Origin of the sequence: Pelotomaculum sp. FP (genome assembly GCF_004369245.1) — a bacterium.
Classification (GTDB): domain Bacteria; phylum Bacillota; class Desulfotomaculia; order Desulfotomaculales; family Pelotomaculaceae; genus Pelotomaculum_C; species Pelotomaculum_C schinkii.
The window spans coordinates 1-14,970 of record NZ_QFGB01000007.1; the positions used below are offsets into that span (position 1 = coordinate 1).

General features: G+C 52.5%; 15 protein-coding genes. All 15 read right to left on the bottom strand.

Going from position 1 to position 14,970, the window contains the following annotated elements:
• Positions 1 to 88: 88 nt before the first annotated feature.
• Positions 89 to 496: a secondary thiamine-phosphate synthase enzyme YjbQ gene (locus tag Psfp_RS04255; protein ID WP_134217314.1), complete on the bottom strand. Its 408-nt coding sequence runs from the start codon at positions 494 to 496 to the stop codon at positions 89 to 91.
• 93 nt (positions 497 to 589) lie between these two features.
• Positions 590 to 1,222 carry a redox-sensing transcriptional repressor Rex gene (locus Psfp_RS04260; protein WP_134217315.1) on the bottom strand — a complete coding sequence of 211 codons (633 nt, stop codon included), beginning with the start codon at positions 1,220 to 1,222 and terminating at the stop codon, positions 590 to 592.
• Between the two features lie 213 nt (positions 1,223 to 1,435).
• Positions 1,436 to 1,753, bottom strand: coding sequence for a YbjQ family protein (locus tag Psfp_RS04265; RefSeq protein WP_134217316.1), 318 nt, complete (start codon positions 1,751 to 1,753; stop codon positions 1,436 to 1,438).
• Between the two features lie 163 nt (positions 1,754 to 1,916).
• On the bottom strand, positions 1,917 to 2,981 hold the full coding sequence (gene hydE, locus Psfp_RS04270) for a [FeFe] hydrogenase H-cluster radical SAM maturase HydE (protein ID WP_134217317.1): 1,065 nt from the start codon (positions 2,979 to 2,981) through the stop codon (positions 1,917 to 1,919).
• A gap of 1 nt (position 2,982) precedes the next feature.
• A complete protein-coding gene (gene hydF, locus Psfp_RS04275; RefSeq protein ID WP_134217318.1) occupies positions 2,983 to 4,233 on the bottom strand; it encodes a [FeFe] hydrogenase H-cluster maturation GTPase HydF in 1,251 nt (416 codons plus the stop codon).
• On the bottom strand, positions 4,230 to 5,657 hold the full coding sequence (locus tag Psfp_RS04280; protein ID WP_134217319.1) for an aspartate ammonia-lyase: 1,428 nt from the start codon (positions 5,655 to 5,657) through the stop codon (positions 4,230 to 4,232). The genes hydF and Psfp_RS04280 overlap by 4 nt, the downstream gene beginning before the upstream one ends.
• Positions 5,658 to 5,673: 16 nt before the next feature.
• Complete coding sequence (locus Psfp_RS04285) at positions 5,674 to 5,925, bottom strand: TM1266 family iron-only hydrogenase system putative regulator (RefSeq protein ID WP_134217320.1); 252 nt, start codon at positions 5,923 to 5,925, stop codon at positions 5,674 to 5,676.
• A gap of 498 nt (positions 5,926 to 6,423) precedes the next feature.
• On the bottom strand, positions 6,424 to 7,725 hold the full coding sequence (gene hemL / locus Psfp_RS04290; protein WP_134217321.1) for a glutamate-1-semialdehyde 2,1-aminomutase: 1,302 nt from the start codon (positions 7,723 to 7,725) through the stop codon (positions 6,424 to 6,426).
• A 19-nt stretch (positions 7,726 to 7,744) separates the two neighbouring features.
• Positions 7,745 to 8,215, bottom strand: a complete 471-nt coding sequence (locus tag Psfp_RS04295) for an AsnC family transcriptional regulator (RefSeq protein WP_134217322.1) — start codon at positions 8,213 to 8,215, stop codon at positions 7,745 to 7,747.
• Positions 8,216 to 8,225: 10 nt separating this feature from the next.
• Positions 8,226 to 8,681 (bottom strand): AsnC family transcriptional regulator, encoded by a 456-nt coding sequence (locus Psfp_RS04300; protein ID WP_134217323.1) that lies wholly within the window; start codon positions 8,679 to 8,681, stop codon positions 8,226 to 8,228.
• A 2-nt stretch (positions 8,682 to 8,683) separates the two neighbouring features.
• Positions 8,684 to 9,676: a putative heme d1 biosynthesis radical SAM protein NirJ2 gene (gene nirJ2 / locus Psfp_RS04305; protein WP_134217324.1), complete on the bottom strand. Its 993-nt coding sequence runs from the start codon at positions 9,674 to 9,676 to the stop codon at positions 8,684 to 8,686.
• 305 nt (positions 9,677 to 9,981) lie between these two features.
• Complete coding sequence (hemB, locus tag Psfp_RS04310) at positions 9,982 to 10,959, bottom strand: porphobilinogen synthase (RefSeq protein ID WP_134217325.1); 978 nt, start codon at positions 10,957 to 10,959, stop codon at positions 9,982 to 9,984.
• A 66-nt stretch (positions 10,960 to 11,025) separates the two neighbouring features.
• The gene (gene nirJ1, locus Psfp_RS04315) at positions 11,026 to 12,204 is read right to left on the bottom strand and encodes a putative heme d1 biosynthesis radical SAM protein NirJ1 (protein ID WP_134217326.1); all 1,179 of its coding nucleotides are present in this window, start codon (positions 12,202 to 12,204) and stop codon (positions 11,026 to 11,028) included.
• 254 nt (positions 12,205 to 12,458) lie between these two features.
• Positions 12,459 to 13,988: a uroporphyrinogen-III C-methyltransferase gene (cobA, locus tag Psfp_RS04320; RefSeq protein ID WP_134217327.1), complete on the bottom strand. Its 1,530-nt coding sequence runs from the start codon at positions 13,986 to 13,988 to the stop codon at positions 12,459 to 12,461.
• Positions 13,981 to 14,922, bottom strand: coding sequence for a hydroxymethylbilane synthase (hemC, locus tag Psfp_RS04325; protein ID WP_134217328.1), 942 nt, complete (start codon positions 14,920 to 14,922; stop codon positions 13,981 to 13,983). Before hemC ends, cobA begins: the two co-directional genes overlap by 8 nt.
• Positions 14,923 to 14,970 lie beyond the last annotated feature (48 nt).

Genomic DNA, 14,970 nt, shown 5'->3' on the forward strand with positions numbered 1-14,970 from the left:
GGCGGGTATTCTACCGCCCCTATCCAAGGCTTGACCAACTAAGCTGCCGACAATAGAAATTACGGCTTTTGATATGGATATGGTCAGGCTACTCCTGAACCATTTTGACCATAACCTTCCTCCGTCTGGGACCGTCGAATTCGCAAAAATACACACCCTGCCAGGTCCCCAACTGGAGCTTTCCGCCGCTGATAAACAGAACAAGGCTAACCCCCACCAGCGACGATTTGATATGGGCGGCCGAGTTGCCTTCACTATGCCTGTAGCCGTCATCAAAGGGTACCAGCTTGTTAAGTTCCATCAGCATGTCGGCCGCCACCGTGGGGTCGGCATTTTCATTTATAGTAAGGCCGGCCGTGGTATGCGGAACATAGAGCAGGCAGGTACCTTCCGCTACTCCGCTCTGGGCAACCAGCCGGCCGACCGCTGAGGTAATATCCAGTAATTGCGTCCGTTCACGGGTGTTGACGTCCAGTGTATAGGTTCTTGAACTCATACCCTCTTGCCCCTTTGCGTTAAAGCCGGTAACCCCGGTGCAACGTTTCCTAAATCCCTTTATGATTCAAATTATTCATGTTATAACCAGGGACTAAGAATCTCTTATGCCCAGGTTAAAGGTTAGTATCTCCAGGTTAACGGAAAGGTCAACATTCCTATACACAATGTGCTCAGGCACATTAAGTGAAACGGGAGCAAAATTGAGGATTGCGTGCAACCTGTTTTTTACCATTAAATCGGCAACATCCTGGGCTGATTTGGGGGGAACAGCAATTATTCCGATACGTACCTTATGCTTATTGATAATATCCGGCATCTTCTCCGGCGGGTAGACATCCAGGTCCCCGACCTTTCTACCAATTTTATTAAGGTCATTGTCAAAAACGCCAACGACGGAAAATCCCCGGCTGTTAAACCCCCGGTAGGTTGAAAGGGCGTAGCCGAGGTTTCCCGCCCCAACCAACAGCAGTGGCCAGGGTACGTTCAGACCGAGAATTTTTAAGGTATAGCGCATGAGGTCCTGTACATTATAGCCTACACCACGGGTGCCGAACTCACCAAAGTACGCTAAATCTTTTCTAACCTGAGGTGGGCTTACCCCTACCCCTTCGGCAATTTCATTAGATGATACGGTAATTATGCCTTTTTCGTCCAGCCGCTCCAGAAACCTGGAGTAAACCGACAACCTGTTAATAGTTGCTTCGGGCACCCTTTGGGTTTTCATATTACTCCTCCACCAGGTATGTGTTCCCCTCTCAACAAGGGTATTACTAAATTATCCCAACGTGCTGGTTTTCACAAACTTGTAGCACTGTTTTATTGTAAATGATCCGCATGAAAAACGTCAAACCCTTTTGATAACTTCAGTGGATATGTTCATTAAAAAAAACAAATAAGCCACCCTATCATAGCAAAGGGTGACTTATCGAATAATAGCTTACTTGGCTACAACAACAGCGGTACCGCTTGCTGTTACCATCAGCATCCCTTCCCTGATTACCTCGTAATCCAAATCAACTCCCACCACCGCATTGGCTCCCAAGGCTTGCGCCTGCTGGGACATCTCTTCAAGCGCGAGCTGCCTTGCTTGGGCCAGTTTTTGTTCATAGGCACCGGAGCGGCCGCCCACAATATCGGTAATACTGGCAAAGAGATCCCGCACGATATTGGCGCCCATAATTGCCTCACCAGACACGATGGATAAATACTGCAGTACCGGTTTACCTTCAATGGTTTGTGTTGTGGTTAAAATCATCTAAGTCCCCCCTTAGAATTATTATACCCTCTCTTCGTCAACAAATCTTCCACCCAGTAAAATAAATTCGCTGCCTTTTACCAATCTACTCCAAGGTAGTCTCGACTATCTCATGGACTGCAGGGTTGCCGGCCATTGCTTTCTCAAGCAGACCCTAGACGGACTACAGTCCAGAGCAACTCTTTTCATGCTGCAGCGTGTGGCCATAGCCGGCCCCCACGCGGCGTCCGGATTTTTCAACATCCATGACCGCCCTGGCGTAGCTTTCCTCCGGCGTATCGTTCAGACCGATTTTGCCCGGATAAATGGCGTAATCCTCCCGGTACTTGGCCGGTGTCATGTTTGGCATAATAACGTTGGCGCCACATTGTAAAACCTTTACCCTGCCCAGCGGATCAATCGTCGCTGCCGATGTTGTCGCGGGCAGGTGCGCGCGCGGCATAGCCAGCCGGGCAACGGCCAGCGTCTTCAAGGTCATTGCCAAGGTCCCACCGGCCTCCCCGGCTAGAGGTGTCCGGCTGCTTGGTATAAAGGGACCGATTCCGGCCATTTCTATACCCATCCTGCGAAACAGCAGGATATCATCCGCCAGAGTTTCTAAAGTCTGCCCGGGCAAACCCACCATGTTGCCGGAGCCGACCTGGTATCCCAGCTCCGAGAGCCACCTCTGTCTTTCCAATCGCTCTTCCAGGAATGTGCCTGGACGTAAGCGGGCAAAAAGGCGCGGGTCGCTTGTTTCATGCTTTAATAAATAGCGGTCCGCCCCGGCCTTCCTAAATAGGGTGTAATCCTGGCGGGAACGGTCCCCGACGGAAAGCGTGATCGCAACATCATTGTCCTTCTTGATGGCCCGGATAATTCCGGCCAGCATTTCTCCCGAATAATACCCTTCCTCGCCTGATTGCAGCACGATGGTGCGACAACCAAGTGCAGCCGCCGCGCCGGCGCTCTCGATGATTTCCCAAGGAGGCATACGGTACCTGGCAACTTCCAGGTTATCCTTGCGCAAGCCGCAATAGGAACAGTTCCTGGCACAGTGATTGGAAAATTCAATGATACCCCGCAAATGGATTTCATCCCCTACAAACCTGGCCCGCGTCTTATCTGCCAGATGAAAGAGGGCGATACTTTCCTCATCGTCCGCGCTGAGCAGAGCCACCAGGTCCTCCCTGGTCAGTTCCAGGAACTTGGCGGCACGCTCCAACACTTCCAAGAACTTTTTTCTCAACTTAATTCACTCCAGTCTCAATTTCGTCCAGCAGCTGAAGCGCAGAGGGGAAGGGTGATAGAGCCCTCCTCAATATGCCGTGCACGTGGGCAATCAGCACCCCGTAATTTACCACCGGCGCCCCGGCGCTGTTGGCCTGTATAATCCGGTGCAGCATTTCCTTACGGTTAATCATGCAGGCCCCACAGTGAACAATCAGGTTGTACTGCCCCAGGTCAGCCGGCAGCGTATTTCCGCTGGACCAGTCGAAATGCAGTTCTCCTCCCGCCTTTTGGCGCAGCCAGCGGGGAATTTTTACGGTGCCGATATCGTCCGATACCCGGTGGTGGGTGCAGGCCTCGGCAACAAGAACACGATCCCCGGGCTTCAATCTGTCAACTGCCATCGCCCCTGCCACCAGCGCCTCCAGATTCCCCTTGTAACGGGCAAACAGTATGGAAAATGAGGTCATCATCACGTCTCCAGGAGTATCAGCGTCCACTTTCAAAAAAGCCTGCGAGTCCGTAACTACCAGCTTGGGTTTGGAGGAAAGCCCTGCCAACGCTCTCTTAAGTTCCCTTTCCTTGACTACCAGGGTAATGGCGTCATTATCCAGGAGGTCCCTGATAGTCTGCACCTGGGGCAGGATGATCCTGCCTTTGGGGGCTGCCAGGTCTATGGGAACTACCAGCACCACGGTATCGCCCGGGTCAATCAGGTCCCCGAGGATAGTTGGCGAGGTCCACTCCTTGGGCGCAGCCTTGATGATTTCCTTTTTTAAACCCTCGATGCCCAACCTGGTCACAGCGCTTACCGGCACAACCTTAATCCCCAGGATTTCCTCCACTGCCTCCGACCCGGCCTCCTGGTTAAGATCCATCTTGTTCAAGACTCCGACTACCGGCACTCCCTGCTCTGCGGCTTTCTTGATCAAATCCTTCTCATATTCCCCGGCGCCCTGTACCGGGTCGATTACCAGGAGCATCAAGTCAGCCTTGTGAAGTACGGCAATTGTCTTCTGAATACGCAGGTCGCCCAGTTCGCCCACGTCGTCAATACCGGCTGTGTCAATTATCACCACGGGACCTACCGGCAGGATTTCCATCGACTTGTAAACGGGGTCGGTAGTTGTGCCCGGAATGCTGGATACGATAGCGATTTCCTGGTTGGTCAACGCGTTGATCAGGCTGGACTTGCCGGCATTGCGGCGGCCGAAAATAGCGATATGGAGCCTATTTCCCCGCGGTGTGTCATTTAAACTCCCCACACTCATCTTTTATCCCTGCCTTTTTTCAGGTATTTGGTCCCGGCCACACCCGGCCTGGTAAGTTCACCAGGAGTAAAAATAGCTGCCAGGTCTTCTGAGGTAAATAATCCTGATTCTATGACGACTTCCCTTAAATTCTTGCTCTCCCGCCTGGCTTGCTTAACTAGTTCCGCAGCTTGACCGTAACCCAGGTGGGGAGTTAAGGCGGTAATAAAACCGTGGCTTTCTTCCAGCCAGCGACGGCACCTGGCCTCATCCGCCATGATCCCTTTAACACATTTTTCGTTTAAGATGTTAACCGCATTGATCAGCATTTCCAAGGACTGGAGCAGGGTATGAGCAATGACCGGCATAAAGGCGTTCAATTCTAAACTACCCGCCGCTGCGGCTGCCGCAAGGACCTGATCGTTGCCCATCACCTGGAAGGAAACCTGGGTAATCATTTCAGGAATCACCGGGTTTACCTTGCCTGGCATGATCGATGACCCGGCCTGTATTTCCGGCAGCTTGATTTCAGCCAGACCTCCGAGGGGGCCTGAGGAAAGAAGCCTCAGGTCACCGGCCATCTTGGCCAGGTTTACCGCCGCCGCTTTTAAAAGACCGGACACCTCCACGAAGACATCGGTATTCTGGGTCAGGTCTATGGTATTCTCAGAACGTGCTAAACCGTACCCGGTTATAGCTCGAAGTTCTTCAATAACTGAGTAGATATAATGAGGATTGGCGTTCAAACCCGTACCCACCGCAGTACCACCCAGGTTAACCTGACGCAGCCTCTCTTCGACCTTATAAAGGCGCCAGCGGTCTCTGGCAATGGCTTCGGCATAGGCGCTGAATTCCTGCCCCAGCGTAACCGGCACTGCGTCCTGCATCTCAGTGCGGCCAATTTTTAATATCCCTGCGAACGACGCCTCTTTTTCCTGCAGGGCGCCCTGGAGATCAGCCAGTACCTCGCTGAGGTCCAGGACCCTGCCAATGGCGGCAACCCGCAGGGCGGTCGGATAGACATCGTTTGTCGACTGGGATAAATTTACGTGCTCCAAAGGGTCAACCAGCAGGTAGTCCCCTTTTTGCCCCCTGAGGAGTTCTATGGCACGGTTGGCAATCACTTCATTAACGTTCATGTTGGTGGATGTCCCCGCCCCGCCCTGAAAGGCATCAACAATAAACTGGTCGGACAGTCCACCGCCAGCTACCTCGCCTGCAGCCTTGACGATGGCTTCGCCAATCCTGCGGTCCAACAGTCCCGCGCTCATATTGGCCTCTGCCGCTGCCTGCTTGACCTGGGCCACCGCTCTGATTAGGAAGGGGTTTGTTTTAAATCCGGATACCGGAAAATTGCCGGCCGCACGAACGGTATGGATGCCGTAATAGGCTGCCTGTGGAACTTTTACTTCACCAAGCATATCCTTTTCAATGCGAAACTCCACTTAACGGCCCTCCAGTCTAACCTTTTGTCAATAGCGCTGTTTTTACTTTAACTCCGGTAAGGCTGCCAAGCTTACCGGTCATAGCGCCAATCTCGTCCGTAGATCCGTCCACAATCAGGGAGATAATCGAGAGATTGCGGTCCCGGTAAGGGACCCCCATCCTCCCCACAATCATTTCTCCATACTCACTCAGGACCGTGTTAATCCGGCGGGAAGCATCCTCTCTGCTTTCCACCACGATCCCGATCACACCAATGCGCCTGTCCATATGAATCCCCCTATATTAAACTTGCCACGGCGACCTGCGGGCTTACAACGCAAACATAACCTTCAACAATAATAAAGCCCTTTTCTCTTGTGCGAAAAAGGGCCTAAAAGTGCTGTCACTTCTCCTTGAGAGCAGGGGATTTCCCTTCTTCGCAGAATCTTTTTGACCCTCCGGGACGGTTTCGCCCGTACCCGTCAGGCTTATGAATTTTTACTTGTAAACATTATACTCTTTATTGCCATAAAAACAATCAGCCAATTCTTAAACTTTATTTTAATTTAATTCGCAGACAATCATACCTATCGCGGTGCCACGTATCATGAAAATACCAGCCGATGCAGATGCGATTTTAATCGCACACGGCGCGCCAGCGCCGCACTTGGGCATCTAATGCAACTCTTGTGCGAATGAATTCGCCCTACATTTTCAGGTTGGAGGATATATTCCTCATACCATCATTTATCTAAAATTGTTCCATATGCATTTACTTATAGAAGTCTACTTTTCCATAGCTGTCTTGAAGGAGTGGCGCGCAGCCTCCACTGTCTCGTCGATTTCGCCGTCGCCGTGGACTAAGGACATAAATGCCGCCTCAAACTGCGAGGGAGCCAGGTAGACCCCCTGTTCCAGCATCGCCTTAAAGAAGGCCGCATATTGAGCAGTATTGGAAGTACAGGCTGAAGCATAGTCCTTAACGTCTTGCCCGGTGAAGAAACAACACAACATTGAGCCAACCCGGTTAAGACACACCTCTGCCCCGGCTTCCCCGGCAGCCTCGGCCAGACCGCTCGCAAGGGCTTGAGAACTCTGTTCTAGCTGCTCGTATACTCCCGGTTGCCGGATTATCTCCAGGGTGGCAATGCCGGCGGTAACAGCCAGGGGATTGCCTGACAGGGTCCCCGCCTGGTAGACCGGACCGGATGGGGAAACTCTCTCCATGATTTCACGTTTTCCGCCATAAGCCCCTACTGGAAGCCCACCGCCTATGATTTTACCCAGGCAGGTTAAATCAGGAGTAATGCCGTAAAGCTGTTGGGCTCCCCCATAGGCGACACGAAATCCGGTCATGACCTCATCAAAAATGAGAAGGCTCCCGTAAGTGCTGGTAAGGTTGCGTAGACCCTCCAAAAACCCTGGGGCCGGCGGGATGACCCCCATGTTGCCGGTAACCGGCTCGACAATGACTGCCGCGATATCCTCGCCTTCCAGCTTGAAAATTTCGTTAAGACCGTCGAGGTCGTTGTAATTGGCAATAATGGTGTTAACCGCCGAGCCGGGCGGTATTCCAGGGCTGGTGGGAGTCCCCAGGGTCAAAGCGCCGGAACCTGCTTTGATCAGCAAAAAGTCGGCATGCCCGTGGTAGCACCCTTCGAATTTAACAATTTTATTGCGTCCGGTGTACCCCCGGGCCAGCCTTAGAGCGCTCATGGTGGCTTCCGTCCCGGAGTTAACCAGACGGACCATATCTATCGAGTGAACAGCTTCCACAACCATGGCAGCGAGGATATTTTCTAATTCCGTTGGGGCTCCGAAACTGGTGCCGACCTCCCGCAGACATCTTTCCAGAGCTTCAATTACATGGGGATGCCGGTGGCCCAGGATTAAAGGGCCCCAGGAACCCACATAATCGATATATGAATTGCCATCAGCGTCATAAATATGCGCGCCTTCACCCCGGCTGATAAAGACGGGATTTAAACCAACAGATTTAAAAGCTCTGACCGGGCTATTTACACCGCCGGGAATGATCTTAAGCGCTTCTTCGTAAAGAGCAACTGATTTGGAGAAGTCTTTTGGCACTTTTAGAAAACCCCTTTCCTTATTCAAAGTAGCGCATGCTGCTTTTTTTCAATTCAGCAGTGCTGAATAAAAGACGGTATTTTTCCAAGCCTGCGGCCCTGGAAATTCTCTCCGCCACCTGCAAACATTCCTCTCTGGTCTGTCCATGCACCATCGTATACAGATTGAAAGGCCACCTGGGGTGGCGGGGCCGCTGGTAGCAATGGGTTACCTCTTCAAAAGCGGCCATAATCCTGCCGGCCTCATGAACCTGACTGTCAGGAACATCCCATACTACCATGGCGTTGGCCACGTAACCGAGATCCTGATGGCGCACGGTAGCCCCAAAACGCCTGATCAGGCCTTGGTCAACAAGCCTTTTTACGTCCATTATGAGGGTCTCCTCGGACATCCCCAAAACTTGTGCCAGGGCCTGGAAAGGACGGCTAACCAACGGCAAGCCCTCCTGTAGAACCCGAACTATTTGTCTGTCCTGTTCGCTCAGCTCCAAAACTAACACCTCAGTCGAGATCGAAGTTCACCCTTATTTTATAAATATTTTCAGCGGGAAAGGTCATGATTTCTTGTATACCGGTACGTTCCCTGATCCCTTTTAAAGTCTCCGCCAGCTTTTCCTCGGAAGGAGCCAGCAGTGTAAACCACATATTGATTGGGTCTTCTCTCAAGTAGTTGTGGGTCACTCCAGCAAATGAATTGACCACTTTAGCCACCTCATCGATGCGCTCTGCAGTGACCTCCATGGCACATAGAGCCCCACTGTAACCCAGTTTCCTGGAATCAAAAACCCCGCCGAGGCGGCGGATGACCCCGTTTTCAATCAGCAGCCTTAGCCGTGCGATTACCTCAGTTTCACTGAGGCCCAGCACTTCTCCTACCTCCCGGTAGGGTTCGGGAACAATAGGCAAACTGGTCTGGATAAGCCTGAGAAGCTTCCTGTCCGTCTCGTCAAACACCATGTTCAATATCCCCTTCGCCCGTGGTAGATACACCACGGCTCTTCAGCCATATAGTCACCGTGGTAAAAGTAGGCACGGGCCCGACAGCCGCCGCATACCTTTTGGTACCGGCAGCTTCCGCAGCCTCCCTGGTAGTCCTCGGTGCGGAGCTTTTTAAATATCTCCGCTTCCCGCCAGATTTCCCCAAAGGGTGTTTCTCGGACATTCCCGGCCGGCAAATTCAGGTAGGCGCAGGGTTGCACAATACCCTTGGGACTGATGATGCAATAAGATATCCCGGCCAGACAGCCCTTGCTGAAACGGGTCTTGACCCCCATCTGGTCAGCAACGCGCATAAACTGTGGGGCGCAGGTCGGTTTCAACTCGATTTTAACTTCAGCCTGTTTTTGCATAATCCGGCGCAAGAGCTCCTCATACTGTTCAGACCTGAGCGATTCGGCCTCAATATTAACAGCGCGCCCGGTAGGGACCAGAAAAAAGATGTGGTGGCCAATGGCTCCCATCTTCACAGCAAAATCGGTCAGCTTTTCCACTTCCGGCATATTCCAGTCCATCACTGTGGTATGGAGCTGAAAAGGCAGTCCGGCCTCGCGGCAGGCCAGCATGCCGTCGACCGCGCCCTGCCAGGCGCCTGGTGTGGCGCGAAAATCATCGTGACGCACGGAGTCGACACTGTCGAGACTGATGCCCATGGCCATCGCCCCGGCTTTCTTCAGCTTCTGAGCTGTTCCCCCCGTAATCAGGGTACCGTTGGTCCCGAATACAGGCCGCAGACCCATCTCGCGAGCGTGGCTCACCAGATCAAAAATATCATCTCGCATCAACGGCTCGCCACCGCTGAATATCATTATTTTAAAACCTGCCCCGGCAATCTGGTCAATCAGGGCCAGGCCTTCCTCAGTGCCGAGCTCCTCTTCGGCCTTGGCCCCGGCATCCCGGTAGCAGTGCTTGCAGTACATGTTACAGGCATTTGTTGTATTCCAGGAAATTATCACAATAAACCTCCGTATAAAAGTCGTAGGTCGTAAGGCGTAGGGCGTAAAACCAATTGTTTAAGGAAGAGGTGTATTTTTTGTTTATTAGTTAAAGTACAGGTTAAATCTTACTCAAAAGTCATAAAGCGAAGGAAGAAAATTTTTTACGTTTGGCAAAACATACAGTTGCAAAAAATACTACTTTTTCAAAAGTATTAAAATGTCCTTATATCTTACGCCCTACGACCTAAGCCTTACGCCTTTACCGTGGATTTGCTACAACTTAGACTTTCCCGTATCTCACTTACAAGAGATCTTTGTCCCACTTATAACCCTTTTATCCACTTGGCAGCGTCGATGGCGTGGTAGGTGATGATGATATCGGCGCCGGCCCGCTTAATGCCGGTGAGGGTCTCCAGTACGATCCTGCGCTCATCCACCCAGCCATTTGCGGCCGCAGCTTTGACCATGCTGTACTCACCGCTGACATTATAGGCCGCTACAGGATAGTCGCACGCATCCTTGACCCGGCGAATTACATCCATATAGGCCAGGGCCGGCTTGACCATGACAATGTCGGCCCCCTCTTCGATATCCAGCCGGACTTCGCGCAGCGCCTCGGCTGCATTGGCAGGATCCATCTGATAGGCCTTCCTGTCTCCGAAGCGGGGGGTTGAGCCTGCCGCTTCCCGGAACGGACCATAGTAGGCGGAAGCATACTTGGCAGAATAGGCCATAACCGGTATGTTTTCATAACCTCCGGCATCCAGCGCAGCTCGTATGGCGCCTACCCTGCCGTCCATCATGTCCGAAGGGGCAACCATATCCGCGCCCGCTTCCGCGTGAGAAACCGCAGTCCTTGCCAGCAGCTCCAGGGTTGGATCGTTCAGTACGCAACCGTCTTCAACAATCCCGCAGTGTCCGTGGCTGGTGTACTCACAGAGGCAAAGGTCGGTGATTACCATTAGTTCCGGGTACTCTTTCTTGACAGCCCGCACCGCCTGCTGGATAATCCCATCATCGGCGTAAGCCTCAGAACCAACTTCATCTTTTGCAGCAGGAATCCCGAAGGGCATTATGGCAGGGATTTTTAAGCCAACAACTTCCTGAAGAACTCCCAGCAGTTGATCTATTGAATAATTGCAGATACCGGGCATGGCCTCCACGGGACGGGCAACTCTTTTTCCGTGGGTCACGAAAACAGGGTAAACCAGGTCGTTAACGGACAGGCTGGTTTCACGCACAATTCGCCGTATATTCTCGCTAAGTCTGAGCCGCCTGGGGCGTTGTACAGGAAAAGGCATCCAAAATACCCCCTATTTCAAGTATGTCTGTGCAAAGCTTGCAATCCAACAAAAAAATATACAGCATCAGTTTTTTTGACCAATCTCCTCCGCAGTCAGGTAGCAGGCGGGGTCATACTCCCAAAAATCCCCCGTAACTGCCTCGGCCCGGGCCCTGAAATTGCCGTTGCAGATGTCCAGCCAGCGGCATTGAGCGCAGCGCCCCTTGAGCAAGGATCTACGGTTTTTCAAGCCTGCTAAAATTGGCTGGCCGGCGTCGGTCCAGATATCGCCAAACTTGCGTTCCTTGACGTTGCCGAAGGTGTGGTTCTGGGTAAACTGGTCCGGGTGGACATTGCCATACCAATCCACAGCGCCGATGGCGACCCCGGTCCGGTTCCCCCCGTTGAGCCGCAAAAGTTTAAGCGCCTGTTCCGCCCTGACGGGCTCCGTTTTCTTAAGTTTGAGGTAAATATATACACCGTCGGCATGGTTGTCAACGGTTAGTATTTCTTTTTTCAGACCACGGCGGTAAAAATCCAGGGTCCTGTCCATGATCAAATCTAAGGCCGCACGGGCCTCCTGGCGGGTGACGTCCTCTTCCACCATCTTGCTGCCGCGTCCGGCATAGACAAGGTGGTAAAAACAAACACGGGGGATATCCTCCTGCTCGACCAGGTCGAAAATATCGTTCAAGTCTTTATAGTTATTACGGTTGATGGTAAAGCGAAGCCCCACCCGTTGGCCTGCCGCAATACAGTTTCGAATCCCTTTCAAGGCAGCGTTAAAGGCGCCCCGGCGCCCGCGAAAGCGGTCGTTGTTTTCCCCAATCCCGTCCAGGCTGACGCCGACATAGCCTACTCCGATATTTTTCAGAAAGTTTACAGTATCAGGCTCTAGAAGGGTGCCGTTGGTGGAAATAGTGGGTCTGATCCCCTTGCTTGCAGCGTATGAGGCCAGTTGCAGCAGGTCTTTTCTCAGAAGAGGCTCACCACCGGAAAAAAGGAGGACCGGGACCTTGAACTCAGCCAAGCTGTCAATAAAGCGCAAGGCCTCGCCTGTGGTTAGCTCCCCCTCATAATCTTTGGCTTCGGAATTTGAGTAGCAATGCCTGCATTTTAAATTGCAGGTACGGGTGCAATTCCACACCACCACCGGACCATGTCCCGCGGTTGTCCCGTGTACCTGGCCTTGCGAGTCCTGGCTATAGCGGAGAGAATCACCAAAATACTCCGTATCACATAAAAGCTTGGTGACACTGATCATTTAACCACACCTTTACGGTTCAATATTTGGGAAGCAGGGGGACGGTTCTTTTGCTTCCTTGAAAATAGCTGTACAGTTGTTCAGCTCACAGAGGGAACCCCAGAAATGCAGGTGCGAATTCATTCGCACAAATGTTACATTAGCTCCCCAAGTCCGGCGCTCACGCGCCGTGTGCGATTGAAATGGCGCCTACATCGGCTGTTGTTTTCTGATGCCGCCGGCGGCGTGGGCAACTACTTAAAAACTAATCAGTATTAAGCCGGAAACCGGCTAAAATAATCCCGGATAGATTTTATCAACCCCTCGATGGTATACTCACCTGCCACCACGTCAACGTTAACCCCAAGATCGCGGGCAGTAGCAGCGGTTATAGGTCCGATGCAAGCCACTGTGATCCCTTCGAGGAGGTCGCTCAGGTTCGGGGCGTCCAGCATTTTCACAAAGTTTTGGACAGTTGAGGAACTGGTAAAGGTTATTACCTGGATTTCTTTCCTTTGCAGCATGGCCGTAATCAGACTACTGTCGTCACTTCCGGTGCGTGTCCGGTAAGCCGTAACCTCTGTTACCACCGCTCCCATGGCAGTCAGCGCCTCCGGCAGCACCCTGCGGGCTATTTCAGCCCGCGGCAGCAACACCCTGTCTCCAGCCGCAACTTTGTCCTGCAGTTCTCTCACAATCTCTTCGGCACGGTATTCACCGGGTACTGTCTCCACCAGAAGTCCGTAGTTTTCAAGGGCCTCACTGGTTTTAGGCCCGATGGCGCATAATCTCGCCCGGTGCAGCCTGCGGACATCCTGGCGGTGATGGCGCAACCGTCTAAAAAACGATGTCACACCGTTAACGCTGGTGAATATTATCCAGTTAAAGGACTCTATTTCTTGAATAGCCATGTCCATTTTAGCATAATCGTCCGGTTCTGCAATACTGATGGTGGGATACTCCACCGGTTCTCCCCCCAGGGCGTGGATTGCCTCCGAGAGCCTGCTGGCTTGCTCTCTGGCCCTGGTCACCAGCACCCTTTTACCGAAAAAGGGCTTGTTTTCAAACCAGTTGAGCTTTTCCCGCATTGATACAACCTCACCCACAACAATAACAGCGGGATTTTTAAAACCTGTCTGAATAGCTTTGGCGCTGATGTCTCCCAGCGTTCCCACCAGGGTCTGCTGCTCCGGTGTGGTCCCCCACCTGATCAACGCTGCCGGTGTCTGAGCCGGTTTGCCGTACGCAAGCAGGCGTCCGGTAATTTTGGGCAGGTTGGACATACCCATCAAGAATACCAGGGTACCGGCCGAAGTCGCCAGCTTGTCCCAGGCAATGCTGCTGTCATCCTTGACCGGGTCTTCATTTCCGGTAATAATGGAAAGGGTTGAGGCGAGCTCCCGGTGTGTCACCGGAATGCCTGCGTAGGCCGGAACCCCTACAGCGGAAGTAACCCCCGGCACTATTTCAAAGGGAACACCTGCTTCAACCAGAGCCTCCGCTTCCTCACCACCCCGGCCGAATACGAAGGGGTCACCACCTTTAAGCCTGGTCACAACTTTGCCTTCCAGGGCTTTTTCCACCAATAGACGGTTTATTTCTTCCTGTTTTAAGGTGTGGCGGTCTGGAGATTTTCCAGCATAAATAAGTTCGGCCCCAGACCGGGCAAAAGCCAGGAGCCTGCGGCCGGCAAGCCGGTCATACATGATTACGTCAGCTTTCCGGATCGCTTCAAGTCCCTTGACCGTAATTAGTTCAGGATCGCCCGGACCTGCCCCTACCAGGTAAACCAAGCCTTTATTCATAAATCCTTTTCTCCTGTCTCATTTCCTGTAAAATATCCCCGGCGCCCATCTCCAAAAGCTTCTCCGCCAGTCTTTCACCGAGTTTCTCAGCTTCCCCCATGCCTCCTGCCATAGAGGAACGCACCACTTGTTTGCCGTCAAGGCTAGCCACCAGTCCCTCTAGCATTAGTCGGGAGTTGTCAACTGTACCCAGGGCGCCTACCGGGACCTGGCATCCCCCCTCCAGTTTTTTGAGGAGCGCCCTTTCGGCCTGAATAGCGCAACGGGATTCAGTGTCGTCTATCCTCGAAACCAACCTTAATACTTCTTCACTGTCTCTACGTACCTCCACCCCAATCGAACCCTGACCAACAGCAGGCAGGCAAATATCGAAAGGGATCATCTGTGTAATCCTGTTCTCCCACCCCATGCGTTTAACGCCGGCATAAGCCAGTACAGTAGCGTCAAGCCCGTCTTCATCGAGCTTGCGCAGGCGGGTATTGATATTGCCGCGCAAATCCACCATCTTGAGGTCGGACCTGTAGCCGAGCAGTTGGGCGCAACGCCTGAGGCTGCTGGTGCCGATCAAGGCGCCCCGGGGTAACGCATCCAGGCTTTTCCCGTACTTTGCAATCAGTACGTCACCAGGGTATTCACGGCAACAAACGGCCCCTACGCACAAGCCCTCCGGCAATTCGGTAGGCAGGTCTTTCATGCTGTGGACAGCCAGGTCAATATCACCACCCAGCATGGCCAACTCCAATTCCTTGGTAAAAATCCCCTTGTCTCCTATTTTAGCAAGAGCTACATCCAGGATGTTGTCACCCTGGGTGCGCATCCCCACGATGCGAAAATGATATCCTGGGTTGGCTTCTTTCAGGTTCTCTACAACCCAATTGGCCTGCCACAAGGCCAGCCTGCTTTCTCTGGTGCCTACCACAATTTCACGTCGCATACCCGGCCTCCTATCCAAACAAATGAAAAAATTAATCAGCATTTTCTG